At 58.8% G+C, this 15,534-nt stretch carries 13 protein-coding genes; 8 read left to right on the forward strand and 5 right to left on the reverse strand.

All coding sequences use genetic code 11. From position 1 onward, the window contains the following. Positions 1-507 precede the first annotated feature (507 nt). Positions 508-981 carry a cytochrome b/b6 domain-containing protein gene (locus tag AAFG16_RS08605; RefSeq protein ID WP_342738721.1) on the forward strand — a complete coding sequence of 158 codons (474 nt, stop codon included), beginning with the start codon at positions 508-510 and terminating at the stop codon, positions 979-981. 495 nt (positions 982-1,476) lie between these two features. Here the strand turns inward: AAFG16_RS08605 and AAFG16_RS08610 are convergent, their stop codons facing one another. Next, positions 1,477-1,887, reverse strand: coding sequence for a cupin domain-containing protein (locus AAFG16_RS08610; protein ID WP_342738723.1), 411 nt, complete (start codon positions 1,885-1,887; stop codon positions 1,477-1,479). Positions 1,888-2,550: 663 nt separating this feature from the next. On the opposite strand from AAFG16_RS08610, the gene AAFG16_RS08615 reads away from it, so the two are divergent. Beyond that, complete coding sequence (locus AAFG16_RS08615) at positions 2,551-3,027, forward strand: redoxin domain-containing protein (protein ID WP_342740876.1); 477 nt, start codon at positions 2,551-2,553, stop codon at positions 3,025-3,027. Between the two features lie 160 nt (positions 3,028-3,187). Here AAFG16_RS08615 and AAFG16_RS08620 read toward each other — a convergent pair whose 3' ends face one another. Beyond that, positions 3,188-3,778, reverse strand: coding sequence for an MFS transporter (locus AAFG16_RS08620; RefSeq protein ID WP_342738725.1), 591 nt, complete (start codon positions 3,776-3,778; stop codon positions 3,188-3,190). Positions 3,779-3,790: 12 nt separating this feature from the next. Here AAFG16_RS08620 and AAFG16_RS08625 point away from each other — a divergent pair, with 12 nt between their 5' ends. Beyond that, the gene (locus AAFG16_RS08625; protein ID WP_342738727.1) at positions 3,791-4,141 is read left to right on the forward strand and encodes a hypothetical protein; all 351 of its coding nucleotides are present in this window, start codon (positions 3,791-3,793) and stop codon (positions 4,139-4,141) included. A 917-nt stretch (positions 4,142-5,058) separates the two neighbouring features. On the opposite strand, the gene AAFG16_RS08630 is transcribed toward AAFG16_RS08625, so the two are convergent. After that, the gene (locus tag AAFG16_RS08630; RefSeq protein WP_342738729.1) at positions 5,059-6,096 is read right to left on the reverse strand and encodes a hypothetical protein; all 1,038 of its coding nucleotides are present in this window, start codon (positions 6,094-6,096) and stop codon (positions 5,059-5,061) included. Between the two features lie 542 nt (positions 6,097-6,638). On the opposite strand from AAFG16_RS08630, the gene AAFG16_RS08635 reads away from it, so the two are divergent. The 4 genes from AAFG16_RS08635 (at position 6,639) to AAFG16_RS08650 (ending at position 12,219) form a co-directional block, all read left to right on the forward strand. Then, positions 6,639-6,788 carry a hypothetical protein gene (locus AAFG16_RS08635; RefSeq protein ID WP_342738731.1) on the forward strand — a complete coding sequence of 50 codons (150 nt, stop codon included), beginning with the start codon at positions 6,639-6,641 and terminating at the stop codon, positions 6,786-6,788. Between the two features lie 74 nt (positions 6,789-6,862). Then, complete coding sequence (locus tag AAFG16_RS08640; RefSeq protein ID WP_342738733.1) at positions 6,863-8,056, forward strand: efflux RND transporter periplasmic adaptor subunit; 1,194 nt, start codon at positions 6,863-6,865, stop codon at positions 8,054-8,056. Beyond that, positions 8,053-11,226 carry a multidrug efflux RND transporter permease subunit gene (locus AAFG16_RS08645; RefSeq protein WP_342738735.1) on the forward strand — a complete coding sequence of 1,058 codons (3,174 nt, stop codon included), beginning with the start codon at positions 8,053-8,055 and terminating at the stop codon, positions 11,224-11,226. The genes AAFG16_RS08640 and AAFG16_RS08645 overlap by 4 nt, the downstream gene beginning before the upstream one ends. A 75-nt stretch (positions 11,227-11,301) precedes the next feature. Then, positions 11,302-12,219, forward strand: coding sequence for an NADP-dependent oxidoreductase (locus AAFG16_RS08650; protein ID WP_342738737.1), 918 nt, complete (start codon positions 11,302-11,304; stop codon positions 12,217-12,219). Positions 12,220-12,304: 85 nt separating this feature from the next. On the opposite strand, the gene AAFG16_RS08655 is transcribed toward AAFG16_RS08650, so the two are convergent. After that, on the reverse strand, positions 12,305-12,874 hold the full coding sequence (locus AAFG16_RS08655) for a DUF1993 family protein (RefSeq protein ID WP_342738739.1): 570 nt from the start codon (positions 12,872-12,874) through the stop codon (positions 12,305-12,307). Positions 12,875-13,001: 127 nt separating this feature from the next. Further along, positions 13,002-13,379, reverse strand: a complete 378-nt coding sequence (locus AAFG16_RS08660) for a cytochrome c family protein (protein WP_342738741.1) — start codon at positions 13,377-13,379, stop codon at positions 13,002-13,004. Positions 13,380-14,200: 821 nt separating this feature from the next. Here AAFG16_RS08660 and AAFG16_RS08665 point away from each other — a divergent pair. Then, the gene (locus tag AAFG16_RS08665) at positions 14,201-15,235 is read left to right on the forward strand and encodes an AraC family transcriptional regulator (protein ID WP_342738743.1); all 1,035 of its coding nucleotides are present in this window, start codon (positions 14,201-14,203) and stop codon (positions 15,233-15,235) included. The last annotated feature ends 299 nt before the right edge of the window (positions 15,236-15,534 follow it).

The following is a 15,534-nucleotide window of genomic DNA, read 5'->3' on the forward strand; positions in this document are numbered from 1 at the left end:
CCGTTATTGGCGACCGACGACGTCGTGGCGAGGAATGCCACCCGTCGCGTCTCCAGAGATCCAGGTTGCCGTATGCCGATCGCCTTGTTGGCGACACGGTAAGCGAGCGGCGTCGTGGAACGAGCCAAGTCGAGTTGTCCGAAGGCGCGAGCGCGGATCTCTTGGGCCTGCAGGCGTTCCACGCTAGGGCGTCGCCACGCCGCTGAGGCGGCAATAACGATTGCCTATCGAATCTATGGCTAAAGGTGAGTTCACGCGCCGCAGTTGCGGGTCATTCTTCAACCAGCGTGTTCAAATGCTAAATGCCGCCAACGGGACGCGACCAAGCGGAAGGCAACGAGTTGTCCGCCGGCATATTGAACCAGAGGTAATCCGCGCTCACATCTCTCGCGACGCGCCGCAACAGTTCATCAAATGCCACGGCGCCCTTAAGGTTAGGTAATCGCTTTGCGCAGCACTTCTTCTCGCTACGGCGCCGGCGCCCGATTGTTCCATTGGTTGACGGTCATGCTGGTTCTTGTTGCTTTTGTGCTGAGCAGTGGCGATGGCTACTCGCTCTATTCCGCCTCCGCGGACGGGCTCCGAAGGATACACGAAGCGCTCGGGGTTCTTGTCTTCGGTATCGTCGCACTGCGGTTGATATGGCGCCTGATCGGCGGCGCGCCAGTGAAGCAGCCGATGCGGCGATGGATGACCCTAACCGCGCAGCTCGTCCACTTCGCTCTTTATGCGTTGCTCATTGCGATTCCTACCACGGCCGTGCTTGGTACCTGGCTTGAGGGGATCCCCGTCACCCTTCCGGGATTCGACATCGCTCCCCAGATCACGAAGGCGCGTGGTCTTGGTCATGTGATCATGGGAATACATACCACGCTGGGTTACAGCATCCTCTGGGTTGCCTGCGCGCATACAGCCGCGGCTCTCTTCCACTACTTTTATCTGCGCGATGACGTGCTTCAGTCTATGTTTCCCGGCGCATGAATGATTAGTCCGAGCACCGCGGAGAGCTGTGTTCTCTCTGAACTTTGCGATGTATGCTTGCAAACTCACTTAATCTAAGCGCCGCCGCTCCAACCGACGGGAGCTCCTTGAGACGGTGCACTGATACAAGTACGGTAGATGTGTCAAAGTCCGCGCAGTCTTGCAGGATGCCGAAGCCTCCTCAGACCGCCGTTGTTAGCTGGCGCACTTTGAGTGGCCGAATTGCTGGTTATCAACAAGTATAGCAATATTGAGGTTCGTTGGTTCTAAGTCGCGCAGTAGTTTAAGCAATCGACGCAAGTGAAGATCTGCGTTGGGGTTATCAATATTACCGCAAATCGCCTCGAAGGCGCGGGCAATTGGCTTTCCGTGAATGTGCAGGCGGTGTGGCCAAGATCGTTAATGCGATGCAGGCCGGGTGAACCGAAGTGAACTCTTGCACTCGTCTATGTTTGGCTGCTTGAGAACCGTCGTTGTCTCACTGCGCCTAAAGCGTCAGTTGCTAGGCGTGGTGAGCTGGCTGTCATTGGTGTCAAGGACGAACACAGCGAGCAGCTTCGCCGGCTCGGTCTTGCTTGCGTTGCGGCTGATCGAGTGGAGCGCACCCGGAGATTCAGACCAGCTCTCGCCGGCCCGATAGATGCGCGTCCCGCTATCATTTACCTTCGACTCGATCGCGCCTGAGATCACATAGGCATAAATAAAAGCCGATTTCGCATGGGTGTGGGGCGGAGAGGCCGCACCCGGCGCGTAATCGACTTCCACAGCAATCAGCGACTTGCCAGAAATATTGGGAATAGTCGCCTCGAAGTTCTTCGTGACGGTCTGCGCCCGGCTATCATGGGCGCAAATAGAGCCGGGCAATGAGAAGCCTAGAGCGGCGCTGATGATGGTGCGGATCTTCATGAGCTTTAATCCTTGCTTTGCGCGCCTCGGGGTGGCTCGTTTGGCTCGAGCGATGCTAAGCTGGCGTAATCTCCCGGGGAAATGTCTGACTGTTATGGTTTCCATTCCAACGCGACAACCGTCTTTATGAGGTCGAAGGTGCACGGAGAGGCGGCTCCTTTCTGATCGTTCGGCGGGAGGGACCCACGTGCCGCACGAACCCGTCGATTAGGCGTGCCACGTCAACGTCACGCACGACATCATTGACGTGCTGCGATGTCAGTGCGGAATGATAGGCGGCCGTTTCTTGCAGGCTGGGACGGTGACCGGTTGCCGAGGCGGTGAGTTTCTGCAGACGCGGACACTCGCATCTGGCTCCGAGTGGTACTGCGCAGCTGGCGGCAATAACTATCGTTTATTGACTTTATGGCGACAAGCGATTTTGCATCCCCGACGTTCTGGGATCATTCTCCAAGCCAACGTCGTAGAATTCGATCCTGAGACCGACATGCAATGTCGGCCTGAGAAGTTAGAAGGCTCGATATGCCAGACAACCGCCTCTCCAAATCGGCGCGCCGGAGATTGGATCAGCGAGTTGACGTGGTCCTTGGATGCGCGGGCCGTTCTTGACGAAGCCGCGGGCGGTTTGAGCGCCATGCGGTTCAAACAGTGAGACCAATAGTGATGCTACAGAACGGCGACAGTTTTCCCTCTCTTACCTTTGCTCGCGTCGGGGGCGGCAGAATCAACTTGCCTACGGATCTGGCAGGTTGGTTCGGCGTGGTTATATTCCACCGTGGTTCCTGGTGCCCGTACTGCAACGCTCAGCTGGCCGCTTTCGCGCGAGCGGCGGACAAATTCGCCGATGAAGGCATCAAGGTCGTCTCGGTATCGGTAGACGACAAGGAAAAGTCGGAGATGCTCGTCGAAAAGCACGAAATTGGTTTCCCTGTCGCGTACGATGCTGACGCGCGAGCGGTTTCCGCGGTGACCGGCGCCTTCGTCAATGACGATCCCGTCTGCCTCCAGGCCACCGGCTTCGTCCTGAACCCCGAAGGTCGGGTGGTGACGGCCGTCTATTCGACCCGCGCGATCGGCCGTCTGATGCCTGACGATGTGCTCGGCTTTGTCCGCCACCTCAAATCTTTAGCAAAAAAATGAAAGCCAGCGGAGGATTAGCTGGGAGATAGATAAATGCGCAGGTGTCCGGATGGTGCTCGGCTCGGGGCATGATCTAGGGTCCCACCACGCGGTCTACAGCGGCCCACCGCCTAGATAACTGCAACACAACTTTCGACGAAGTGCGGCATTCCGCGTTTGACTATTTGAGTTGGCGAACGCTGCTGGTAGCAGCTCCCATCAGAGCAAACGCCATTCCTGCAACCAAACAAAAGATCGCGCTATGATCTCCGCCTACGCCGAAGATCAGCGAAATCAAGGCGGAACCCAGCGACCATCCGACGTAGCGAGCCGCAGCATTCATCCCACTTGCGGCCCCGCTACGTCCGATTGGTCCAGCCGTCATCATCGCAGTGTTGTTCGGGGTCTGGAAAAGACCGAAACCGATACCACAAAGGGCTAATCGCCACGCGATATCCGACTTTGCCGGATTTGTTGGCAAGAAGACCATGAGAAGCAAGCCGGCCGCCAACAACGTCAAGCCGATGCTGCAAATCAATGACGTTGGGAAGCGGCTTGTCAAGCGACCGGCGATCGGGGCCGTGACGGCAGTCATAAACGGCCAGGGCGTCAAGAGCAAACCTGTTTCTACGGCAGAAAGATGCATCTGCGTCTCAAGTAGGAAAGGTAAAGAGACGTAGGCCAGGATTTGCGCGGCATATGAGCAGACAGATGTCCACACCGATAAGCTAAATAGCGGTATTCGATAAAGATCGAATGGCAGCATTGGCATGGGGTGCTTCTGTTGTTGTCGAATGAAGAGACCAAAACAGAAAAGACCTGCGACGATCTCTCCGATCCCAACGCGCGCGTCGCTGCTACCCAGCGTACCGACGCCGATGACAAAAAAAGCCCGAATCCAAGCGTGTTGAGAGCGGTCCCGGTCAGATCGAAGGCGCGAGTGAATCGAACGTCTGGTGGTGCGGCGTTGATAAAGAACGGTACGGCGAGGCCGAATGGAAAATTCACCAGAAACAACCACGGCCATTTTGCAACGGCAAGTATTGCAGCAGCGATGGTGGGTCCCAATGCACCTGGTATCGCCACCGCCAACGCAACCAGTGCAAGGCCTTTACTGACCATGCCGCGCGGATAGACCACGCGTACGAGGGCAACGCCGGCGACAGAAAGCCCAGCCGCTCCGGCTCCCCTGAATCAAGCGGGCACCCACCAGCACAGGCAATGTTGGAGCGAACGCGCAGGCCAAAGACGCGAGAACAAAAATGGTCAGACCGGCGGCATAGATGCGTTTTAGGCCGAGCGATTCAACCATACTTGAGGCGGGCAACAAGCAGACTGTTGCCGAAAGCTGATACGCATTTACGACCCAAACGGTCGCCGCGTCATTACCCGCAAAAGAACGTGAGATATTCGGCAGGGCGATATTCACGATTGCGCTTCCGAGGGAGCTTAGACCACGTCCAAGCAAGATGCAGAACGTTGTCCTGCGTCGTTTTGATGGCGCTAAACATTCCGCTCCGCCCATCAGGAAGCAATCCCCTGCAAGAGCTCTGAAGAGTGGACCTTGCGCGCATTCTCAGCAGCGGGCTTCTTAGATCGAAACTTGATGTCCATCAGTCGTTTTGACCAAAATTGCGAACGTTCAACCGGCTTCTCCGCAACATTCGTATCCATCTTCGAAACAGCTTGCGATGCGACTTGCAAGACGACCTGATAAAGCGGCGCCTCGACCAAGCCATTGCGCAGTGGTGCCGAGACTCGACTACGATGTGTCGCCAAGCGACCTATATGACTCGCCAAGAACGGATACCTAAGCCATATAGGTTCTTTGCAGGAGGGTTCTCCGAGGTGAGACCGTCGGATTGCATGCGCATCAAGAATCGCAAGTGATCTTTGCTGCTTCGGGAAGGCAGCAGGTCTATACCTCATCAGCGGTCGCCGGATCGTAGCCATCGTTCGGCGGCGCCACACTAGGAATGGTTCGCTTGGAAGCATCGACAGGAGAGCAAATCAATGCCTTGTCCAAAAGACGTATGCCAGAGCTGACGAAACTCACGAGATGAATGCGCCGATCCGAACTCCAGACATTCCCGCGATGATTGCTGACGCTACGACCGCGCTTATAGCGAGGCAGGCACCCCAAAGACGACCGGCAACACGTTGATCAACACCGTGTGCGATCAGCACCACCCTTAATCCTGAAGCGAGATGGCTCAGGACAAAGAAGACACCGAGCGCGTAGTGAGGCAGTAGACGGATGTTCCAAGCGTCATGAATGAGCCCAGTCGGAGCTCCGATTGCGAAGTTCCAATCCGTGGGTATGCCGAGAAAGCTTCGAGCGTAGACGAAGACCGAATTCATGTGGCCGAGAATAAAGACTGAAAGATAGGCTCCCGAAGCGACCTGATAGGTCCTCTGGAAGTTATGCGCCGAAGCGCTCCAGCGCCACGTCAGAAGGAGGCCGGTGCCGATCTGGAAAAGCATCGTTGCAGCTAACAACGGTTCACCTACGGCAGAGCGATAAACTATGCGTCCGATCTTCATTACTGCGGCGTGCGCGTCAGGACCTATCAAGCCGAACAGATGGTTGGCGAGATGAAACACCACATATAGGCTGAGCACCAGGGCCGTTACTCCGTGGACACTCCGCCAACCTCCGATCACAGGCTCAGCTGATTTAACCGGATCTCGGGCAGACTGCGACCATTTCGCGATTGCGAGCCAGAACGCGCACCAAATGACCTCATCGGGAATAGGGCTCTTGATTAGGGCTTGCACAACGCCGAGAAACACATAGAGCGTCGGCGACACTACACTCGCATAGGCGAGGCGTCTTGAACCGGGACCGTACATTGGTCGACAAGCTAGGGCGATCCCGAGAAACGGCACCACGAACGCAACGGCCAAGACAAATGTCGCGCCGGCGACTGCGAAAGATGGCAGACTTACGACTTGCGTACCGACGATAGCATGGAAAGCATCGAGCAGAAATGGATAACAAATCGCTGCCGCCGCCGGTGCAAGAGGGAGATAGCTGTATCGCTTCTTGAGATGCGTCCTGCGATTTTGCTCGCCAACACTTGCGTCCATCATCAACCCTACAGAGTCACGGGTGCGAGAAACCGAGTACGAGACGACTTCCGAGGAAGGCAGGTAGTTCAAAGCGTCAGCAGAAGGCAAGTAATGCCTAGATAGAACGGCGCGGTTAGCACGCAAGACGCCAAACCCGCTAGCCGGTCAAAATGTATTTGAGTTATTCATGCGCATTATGAATGGCTGACATTAGAGTTCTTCGTGCGTTTCGCTCACGCAGATTACGGATAGAGCGTCTCTCCGGGCTCGCGACCTAAGTAGCGTCGACGTTGTGGGGGGTCATGACGGCGTTCATTGCGGATTCGGTGACTCAGCGTGGCTCAGAGCTCTCTGCTGACAGGATACGCCGGGCCCAATGTGCGATGTGGTCGTGCATCCCGACTACAGAATCCTGCCACTCGGAAAGCAGCGATAACAATCGTTTATCAAGTCCATGGCGGATTTTAATTTCCCTTCACCGCGCTGCAAGGTCACCCTCTCGTACCGCAACTGTCAACGTTGAACCGATACGCGGAACACGTTGCTATTGGAGACTCGACATGCAACGCAGCGGCGCAATTGAGGCTGTCGCGGCTGACGGCGATGCGATCAATCAAGTTATCGACCACGCAAATATTGTTGCCGTTCCTGCAGCAACTGCCTTTGGATCGGTCGAAAATGACCGCAAACGCCACATTGCCGCAAGATGACAGTGTCGACCCGTCTCAGCCACTCCAGCGTTCTAGTTCGTTTGAGAGAGTCAGGAGTGAGTGGCGCTGACGGAATGGCTATGGCGATCCGGATCATCCGACCTCGGCTCCGTCGCTCTCGCCGATGCATCGGCGCATCGATCTGTATGCTGTTTGCGCTTGTGTTGGCGGGGTGCAACGAGGACGCGCAGTCGCAAGCAGCCGCGCCTCCGCCGTCGGTGACGGTGGCACAACCGGTCAAACGGACCGTCACCGACTGGGACGAGTTCACTGGTCGGTTCGAGGCGATCCAGGAGGTGCAAGTCCGCGCCCGCGTCGGCGGCTTTGTGACCAGCGTCGAGTTCAAAGACGGCGACATGGTGCACGCTGGCGATCTGCTCTACGTCATCGATCCCCGCCCGTTCGAGGCGGTGGCGACCCAGGCCGATGGTCAGCTTGCCGATGCGCGCGCCAAGACAGAGCTGGCCAAGCGCGAGCTTGAGCGCGGGCTCACCCTCGTAAAGACCAGTGCTGTCTCCGAGCAAGTTGTCGACCAGCGTCGTGAGGCGTTGGAGGCAGCTCACGCCGCCGAGACTATCGCCCAAGGCGCGCTAAAGGCCGCCCAGCTTAACGTCGAGTTCACGCATGTGGTGGCGCCGATCACCGGCCGCGTCAGCCGTCATTTCGTGAGCGTCGGTAACCTCGTGCAGGGGAACGACAATGGCGGCTCGACGCTACTTACCACTATCGTGTCAATGGACCCAATGTACATTTATTTCGACGTTGACGAGGCGACCTATCTCAAGAACAGCAAGCTGTGGTTCGAGGGTAAGCGGCCGAGCTCACGCGATACGCCTAATCCAGTGCAGGTGGCGCTGACCGGCGAAGCCAAACCATCGCATGAAGGCCATATGGATTTCATCGACAACCGGCTCGATGTCTCCACCGGCACGCTGCGCAGCCGCGCGATCATCCCGAACCACGATCTATCCATCCTGCCCGGCCAGTTCGGCCGCGTCCGGCTGATTGGCTCCTCGCCGTATGAGGCGCTTCTTTTGCCAGATGTAGCGATCGCGACCGATCAGTCGCGCAAGATCGCGTTCGTGGTCAAGGATGACAACACTGTGGAAGCGCGTGCGGTCGAACTCGGTCCGTTGGATCAGGGGCTGCGCGTTGTTCGTACAGGCCTGAAGCCGGAGGATCGTGTCATCATCGACGGCCTCCAGCGAGCACGCGTTGGCGCTAAGGTGAGCCCGCGCAGTGTCGAGATCAGCGGCAGTAAGTCATGAATCTCGGACGTCTTTCCGTCAATCAGCCCATTTTGGCGATGGTGCTGTCGATCGTGCTCTTGATTGTGGGCGCGATTGCGTACCAGACGCTGCCCATCTCTGAATATCCGCAGGTCGTGCCGCCTACGGTTACGGTCACCACGCAATACCCCGGCGCCTCGGCACAGACTGTGTCAGACACGGTCGCAGCTCCCATCGAGCAGGAGATCAATGGGGTCGAGGACATGCTGTACTTGTACAGCCAGGCGACCTCCAACGGCCAGCTCACGATAACCGTGACTTTCAAGCTTGGCACCGATCTCGACAAGGCCCAAGTCCTGGTGCAGAACCGCGTCGCGATCGCGCAGCCGCGGCTGCCGGAGGAGGTGCAGCGCAACGGAGTAGTCACCCGCAAGAACTCACCCGACATCCTGATGGTCGTGTTCATGCTGTCGCCCGACGATAGCTTCGACCAGCTCTACATCTCAAATTACACGCTGTTGCAGGTGCGCGACCAGCTTCTGCGGCTCGATGGCATCGGCGACATCCAGATGTTTGGCGCGCGCGACTATTCGATGCGGTTGTGGCTCGATCCTGACCGGATCGCCAATCTCGGCATGACCTCAAGCGACGTCATTGCCGCGGTCCGGGCCCAAAACCTGCAGATCGCGGGCGGCCAGATCGCAGAGCCACCGATTGCGGATCGCGCATTCCAGCCGAACCTGGTCTTCACTGGGCGGCTCAAGGATATCAGGCAATTCGAGGACATCGTGGTGAAGGCTGGTTCCGACGGCCGTACAGTACGGCTGCGCGACGTTGCGCGGATCGAGCTTGGCGCGCTGGCCTACACTACCAACAGCTTCATACTACGAAAGTCAGCCGTTGCGATGGTGGTGACGCAGCGGCCCGGATCGAATGCGCTGGCCACCGCGAAGCATATTTCCGAGACGATGGTCAAGCTCAAGGCGAGCTTTCCAAAGGGGCTCGATTACAACATCGGCTACAATCCGACCGAATTCATCGCCCAGTCGGTTCATGAGCTGATCAAGACGATTTACGAGGCGATGGCGCTCGTGGTCATCGTGGTGCTGGCGTTCCTTCAAGGTTGGCGGCCTGCGATCATCCCAATTGTCGCGATCCCGGTGTCGCTGGTCGGCACATTTGCAGCGATGGCTGTGCTCGGCTTCGGCATCAATAACCTTACGCTGTTCGGCCTCGTACTTGCGGTCGGCATCGTGGTAGACGACGCCATCGTGGTTGTGGAGAATGTCGAGCGACATCTCCAGGCAGGTATGAGCCGGCGCGAGGCGGCTCTCAAGACGATGGAGGAGGTCGGCGGCGCGCTGGTCTCGATCGCCCTCGTGCTCTGCGCGGTGTTCGTACCGACCGCGTTCCTCGGCGGCATTTCCGGGCGATTCTTCCAGCAATTCGCCGTCACAATCGCGGTAGCGACCGCGATCTCTTGCTTCTGTTCGCTAACGCTGTCGCCAGCACTGGCCTCCCGGATTCTTACTCCGCATGAGCAGAAACGTCCAACGGCGCGCTGGAACATCGTTGCACGTGGTTGGGACGGCTTCACCGCGCTTTTCAATTGCATCTTCGAGCGCCTAGCGCATGGCTACGCGGCCGCCACCGCCATTGTGATCCGACATACGGTGGTGATGCTGGCAATCTACCTCGCGCTGATCGGCGGTGCTGGCTGGCTGCTCGCCACCACTTCTCAGGGCTTCATTCCGGCGCAGGATCGTGGTTACCTGATCATCTCGGTGCAATTGCCGGGCGCCGCGTCGCTGATGCGGACCACCGCGGTGGTGCGGGAAATCGAGCGAATTGCGCTGGATACGCCAGGGATCATCCGTGTCGCGGCGTTTGCTGGCTTCTCTGGCGCGACCCGCACGCAGGCGGGCAACGCCGCGGCACTGTTCCCCGTCTTCGATGAGCCCGAGGCGCGAGTTAGGAAGGGCCTGACTGCCAGCGTGATCACTGCGGATCTGCGAAAGCGGCTGTCGGCGATCCAGGGCGCCTTCATCATCGTCATCCCACCGCCTGCGGTGCCAGGCATCGGCACCGGCGGCGGCTTCGCCATCCGCATCCAGGATCGACAGGGGCGCGGTCCCGAGCTGCTCGGAGCTGCCACGGACGAACTCGTGGCCGCCGCGCGGAAGTCGCCAAACCTAACGTCGGTGTTCTCGCCGTTCACGGCGAATACGCCGCAGCTATTCGTCGACATCGATCGCGTGAGGGCGCAGAAGCTCGGTGTTCCCATCGCCAGCATTAACGACACGATCCAAACCTACTTCGGTTCGACCTATGTCAACGATTTCAACCTGTTTGGGCGCACCTATCATGTCACCGCGCAGGCCGATCTGCCATTCCGAAGAGAGGCCTCTGATTTGGCGCGGCTGCGTACCCGCAACGCGGCCGGTGACATGGTTATGCTGGGGAGCGTAGTGGACTTCAAGGATATCTCCGGGCCCGATCGTGTCGCGCGCTACAATCTCTACTCAGCATCCGAGCTGCAGGGCGAGCCGGCGCCAGGCGTGAGCTCGAAGACCGCGCTCAACACCATCAAGCTATTGGCCAACAAAACATTACCGAGCGGTTTTTCTTTCGAATGGACCGATCTGTCCTATCAACAAGTGACGGGTGGCAGTGCCGGGCTCTATGTGTTCCCGATCTGTGTGCTGTTCGTCTATCTGGTGCTGGCGGCGCAGTACGGCAGTTGGACGTTGCCACTCGCGGTGATCCTGATCGTGCCGATGTGCCTCTTCGCGGCCACCATCGGCGTGCGCATCATGGGCGAGGACATTAATATCCTGACCCAGATCGGCTTCGTGGTGCTGGTGGGACTTGCGGCCAAAAACGCGATCCTGATTGTCGAGTTCGCGCGGGACATCGAGCTTGAGGGCAAACCGCGCCTGGAGGCGGTGATCGAGGCCTGCCGGTTGCGACTGCGGCCGATCCTGATGACCTCGTTCGCCTTCATCCTCGGCGTGCTGCCGCTCGTCGTCTCCACCGGTCCCGGATCGGAGATGCGCCAGGCCGTCGGCGTCGCCGTGTTCTTCGGTATGCTCGGAGTTACGCTGTTCGGCCTAATCTTCACGCCGATCTTCTACATGGTCGTGCGCAACCTCGCGGAAGGAAAGGATGAGGGCAAGCCGACCCACGCGATGGCCGCCGCGGCGGAGTGAGTTGCGGTTACGCCGATCGAGATGAAGCCGGAACGGCCGCCGCCGAAGAGGCAAATGACCGAGGAGAGAATTCCCATGAAGGCGATCATTGTGACGGACCGGGCTGCGGGAACGGCCGGTATGAAGCTGGTGGAGCAGCCCGAGCCACAGGCAGCGATAAACGACGTCGTCGTTCAGGTTCGTGCGTCGGGTTTCACGTGGGATGAGCTGACGTGGCCACCAACCTGGACCGATCGCCTCGATCATGACCGAACACCGTCGATCCCTGGGCACGAGTTGGCCGGAGTGGTCACCGCGCTCGGCTACGGCACGACGGGGCTGTCGGTGGGACAGCGCGTGTTCGGCCTCACGGACTGGTATCGCGACGGCACACTGGCTGAGTATGTCGCGGTCGAGGCGCGCAACCTCGCGGCGCTGCCGGGCGATGTCGATTTCACCGTCGGCGCGAGCCTGCCGATGCCGGGCCTGACCGCGTGGCAGGGACTGTTCGAGCACGGCCGCCTTCAGGCGGGGCAGAGCGTCCTGGTGCACGGTGCGGCTGGCGTAGTCGGTTCTATGGTAACCCAGCTCGCGCGTGAGGCCGGCGCCTACGTCATCGGTACCGGACGCGCTGCGGACCGTCAGAAGACGCTCGACTTCGGCGCGCAAGAGTTCGTCGACCTCGAGAACGATGTTTTGGAAGACGTCGGTCCAGTCGATCTGGTTTTCGATGTCTTCGGCGGCAATATCGGTAAGCGGTCCGCGGCCCTGGTTCGAGCCGGAGGAACGTTGGTGGCGATCGCCGGGCCGCCCGAGGCACGGCCCGCCAACGGCTTTGCGGTAGATTTCGTCGTCGAGTCCGATCGTACCCAACTGCGTGAGATCGTCCAGCGGGTGCGGGACAGACGACTGCGGACGAACGTTGGCGCCATCTCGACCCTCGACGATGCCGTCGCAGCTTTCAACCGGACCGAGCGGCGCAACGGGAAGACGATCATCCGCGTTCGCCCGTAGGGACGTGCTGGCGGAAAACGGCGGCCGCGACGGTCTCAAGCGTGCGAACCTGCTGCTCGTCCTCGAGGCGAGGAAGTTAGTTGTGTCACCGCCAAATCGTGTACGGATGTCCTCTCGCAGCGCGGCTAACTACGGCATCCGCCAAACTCGCCTCGCTGCTTTGAAGGGCCCGGATCGTGCCACGCGCAGCGCCGCCTCTCACGAGTAGTCTCACCGCCACTCTTCTGAGCAAGATTGCCGAGTAGTCGCGCTTTCCGATTTTCGCTCCGAGCTTCCGGAGGATCGCGTGCGCAACTGAGATATGGAAAAAGAAGTCCCGTAGTACTAGGTGCCGGATGTAGTCGTCGCCGCCCAACCATCCACGAACGGTAGGCAGCGTAAGTTCGTACGTGTGGGACTGCGCACCGGCAATCTCGTCTGGCTGCACAGTTTTCAGGAAGCTGCGAGTTTCGATTAGTCTAATGTTCAACGCCGGATATGACATCGCGATGTCGCGTGGTTCCGGCGGGGCGTCTCGCATTAATTTTGCAATGTGTGCCTCGACCTTGTTGCAAATCACGGAGAACTGCTCTCCGAAGGTGATCATGTCTGGCGCGAGCCTCTCGCCAAGAATCGCCCCGGCCTCAAACCCTTTGAAGCTTTCGAGCGCCTCCACGTGTCGGTTCCCTCGAACATCAGTCGATCGACATAGGACCGCGATTCGGACGCTTGCACAGTCGGCAGTAAGGACGTTTCACATCAAAAACGGGCCGCACCTTGCTGAGGTCTCGCCTAACGAGCTCCTATTTCAGTGTTGCCAGATAGCCGACGAGGTCGGCCCGATCGGCTGGGTTCGTCATCCCCGCGTAGGGCATCTTGTTTCCGGGTACCACTTTCTGGGGCGATTCAAGATACGCATCGAGAATCTTGGTGTCCCAAACAATATCGGACTTCTTCATCGCGTCACTGTAGTGGAATCCCGGGGCGGTACCTGCCTTCCTGCCAATGAGTCCCCCCAGACCGGGTCCAACACGGTTGGTCTGATCCGTAGTGTGGCACGTAGCGCAAGCTTGGAAGACGATTTTTCCGTGCTCAGCGTTCTGCGCGTAGCCCGGATCGGCAGCTGCTCCCGCAAATAAGAGCGTCGCGAAAAAAGCTCCAACCTTTCCTGCGTTGTTCATTGCGAACATCCTGTTTTACCTAGCTCAAAGTTGGCGCAGCCGCGCAACGAAAGTTGAAATCGTCGTCGAGTTAAAGCATGAGAAGTCCTAGCCACTTGATATCGGGGGAACGGCGAGCCGATAGCTGGTAATTTCATCGGGACTCCTTTGCCCGCGCGCCGCGCGAATTGGCGCGATTGTCTGCAGTCGCTTTAGGTCGTTGGCATCCGGTGGCCGGGCCCTCGAGGCCTAGGATCGGATACAGCGGAGGAAATTGAAAATTCCTTTTGGATATGTATTCGATAGGTACGGGTATCGCAGAGTGCTGTGCGCGTCTGCCCTGGCTTTGTTGCGATCAGCAGTTGAAGGCTGTGCTGTCGTCGAGGTGTCGGTCGTCATAGCAGGACATGAAAGGGCAGTTTGCGGTCTTACGGTTAGTCGCATAAGTATCGCGGGGCAGACCAAGCAGTGGAGGGTGACAAGGATTACCTGCTTGCTCGACACTGTACATCCGGGGTTGGTTGGTCTCGAACCGCTGCGATTGGGCTGAGGTTCCTGTCGACGCGCGTTGGTGCGCGTTCGCGCGAATTTATGCTAGTTCGCAGGTAGGTTGCGACGCTCAGCCGGATTATTCATGTCGCGGCTGAATATATCTAATTCGGCTGCAACCACTACTCCGTGAGCCGCAACTGGCTATTTCCTCAGCGTTCAGTCGAACGCAACGAAGACCGAACCAATCAAAATCCTAGATCAGATCAGAGCGCGGAAGGCCCGTTCGCTCGATTTTGATGCTGGCTGCTCGCGTGAGGTGGCGTTGTCCCGCCGTCCGGAGCTGAGTTCATATGAATCTGAGCAACAAAAGGTTTTTGGACGTGGCAGGTGAGCCGTTCTGGCGTATATCGCGAAAAGACCTCGACAAGTTGATGACCACATTGGACATTACCTTCGTGAGGCTGTCGCAATGCTTGCTTGCGGCTGGTGCCCACTTGGCCGTTGCCCGCGTGGACGCGTGCACTATCCACTACTGCCTTCGAGGCGTCGGTTTCATCCTGATGGACGGGGAAAGCCCCATCCGTCTGACGCCGCATACATTGGTAATCGTTCCGCCCGGACGCGCAATGAGTATCGTCGCCACGGAGCGCCCGACCGCACTACGAAATGTCGGCAAGGGCAGCGTAGGCCTTTTCGTGCCCGGCTCGTCGTACCGGCACACTGTCGGAGATGGCCGACCGACACTCGTACTTGCGTGCGGCACGTTTCGAGCGACTTACGGCCCAGCGCTTGACTTGTTCGCATCCCTTGCAGCGCCGATTGTTGAGACATTCAACGTAAATGACCAGCTCGACCAGGTGATCGCTTGCGCATTAGCCGAGCTAGTGGCCCAGGATGTCGGTGTGGGGCCAATGTCGGCAGCGCTGCTGAAGGTCGTATTGCTCGCCCTGCTTCGACGTTGCCTGGTCTCGACGAAAGCCTGGGTGGAGCGCTTCGCGATCTTAAGTGACCCGCCAATCGCACGAGCTTTCGCTGAGATGGCCTCGCGTCCCTCCCTTCCGCACACGGTTAAAAGTCTGTCGCACGCCGTCGGTCTGAGCCGCTCAGCTTTCATGTCGCGATTCTCCGCTGCCTTCGGAGAGGCACCCATGTCATTGCTGCGCCGCCTAAGGATGCGCCACGCTGCTGATCTCCTCTCGGCCAACGCGCTATCGATCGACCAAGTCGCCCTAAACGTCGGCTACCAGAGTCGGAGCAGCTTTACGCGCAGCTTTCGTAGATACTACGGGAGCGACCCGTCAGAATACCGTTCCAATGCGCAGAGCGAACGCTCGCCAAGGGCTGCTCCGGCCAAAGATGCGATAGAGCAATCCGACGCCGCGTGAGGATAGTTCGTTCTGCAAGAGTGTTGGCACGCCCGCCGGCAATATAAGTGGCGCTGGTGGTGACATCTGAGCTCGATCTACTCGGTGTCCTCCGGGATTGGGCGCGGCGGCCTCGTGAATGTCTGGCGACAGGCCACGAGGTGCGGGGCTGCCTAGCAAGAGATGGAAGGGCAACTCGAGATCACGTCTCCGTTCCGCCGCAACGCTTCGAAGGATTCCGATCGACCCAGGGCGGGAAGGCCCGCAAGCAGTGGTCTGGCGGCCCACAGACGTGACGCGGGTGAGGAGTGCGCGTGGAC

Origin of the sequence: Bradyrhizobium sp. B117, assembly GCF_038969555.1 — a bacterium.
Classification (GTDB): domain Bacteria; phylum Pseudomonadota; class Alphaproteobacteria; order Rhizobiales; family Xanthobacteraceae; genus Bradyrhizobium.

What these genes read in the sequence shown, in the direction of transcription:
- AAFG16_RS08635 (WP_342738731.1), top strand. Translation starts at nt 6,639, where the DNA reads ATGCAACGCAGCGGCGCAATTGAGGCTGTCGCGGCTGACGGCGATGCG.
- AAFG16_RS08630 (WP_342738729.1), bottom strand. Translation starts at nt 6,096, where the DNA reads ATGGACGCAAGTGTTGGCGAGCAAAATCGCAGGACGCATCTCAAGAAG.
- AAFG16_RS08610 (WP_342738723.1), bottom strand. Translation starts at nt 1,887, where the DNA reads ATGAAGATCCGCACCATCATCAGCGCCGCTCTAGGCTTCTCATTGCCC.
- AAFG16_RS08615 (WP_342740876.1), top strand. Translation starts at nt 2,551, where the DNA reads ATGCTACAGAACGGCGACAGTTTTCCCTCTCTTACCTTTGCTCGCGTC.
- AAFG16_RS08660 (WP_342738741.1), bottom strand. Translation starts at nt 13,379, where the DNA reads ATGAACAACGCAGGAAAGGTTGGAGCTTTTTTCGCGACGCTCTTATTT.
- AAFG16_RS08650 (WP_342738737.1), top strand. Translation starts at nt 11,302, where the DNA reads ATGAAGGCGATCATTGTGACGGACCGGGCTGCGGGAACGGCCGGTATG.
- AAFG16_RS08665 (WP_342738743.1), top strand. Translation starts at nt 14,201, where the DNA reads ATGAATCTGAGCAACAAAAGGTTTTTGGACGTGGCAGGTGAGCCGTTC.
- AAFG16_RS08620 (WP_342738725.1), bottom strand. Translation starts at nt 3,778, where the DNA reads ATGCCAATGCTGCCATTCGATCTTTATCGAATACCGCTATTTAGCTTA.
- AAFG16_RS08640 (WP_342738733.1), top strand. Translation starts at nt 6,863, where the DNA reads ATGGCTATGGCGATCCGGATCATCCGACCTCGGCTCCGTCGCTCTCGC.
- AAFG16_RS08645 (WP_342738735.1), top strand. Translation starts at nt 8,053, where the DNA reads ATGAATCTCGGACGTCTTTCCGTCAATCAGCCCATTTTGGCGATGGTG.
- AAFG16_RS08605 (WP_342738721.1), top strand. Translation starts at nt 508, where the DNA reads ATGCTGGTTCTTGTTGCTTTTGTGCTGAGCAGTGGCGATGGCTACTCG.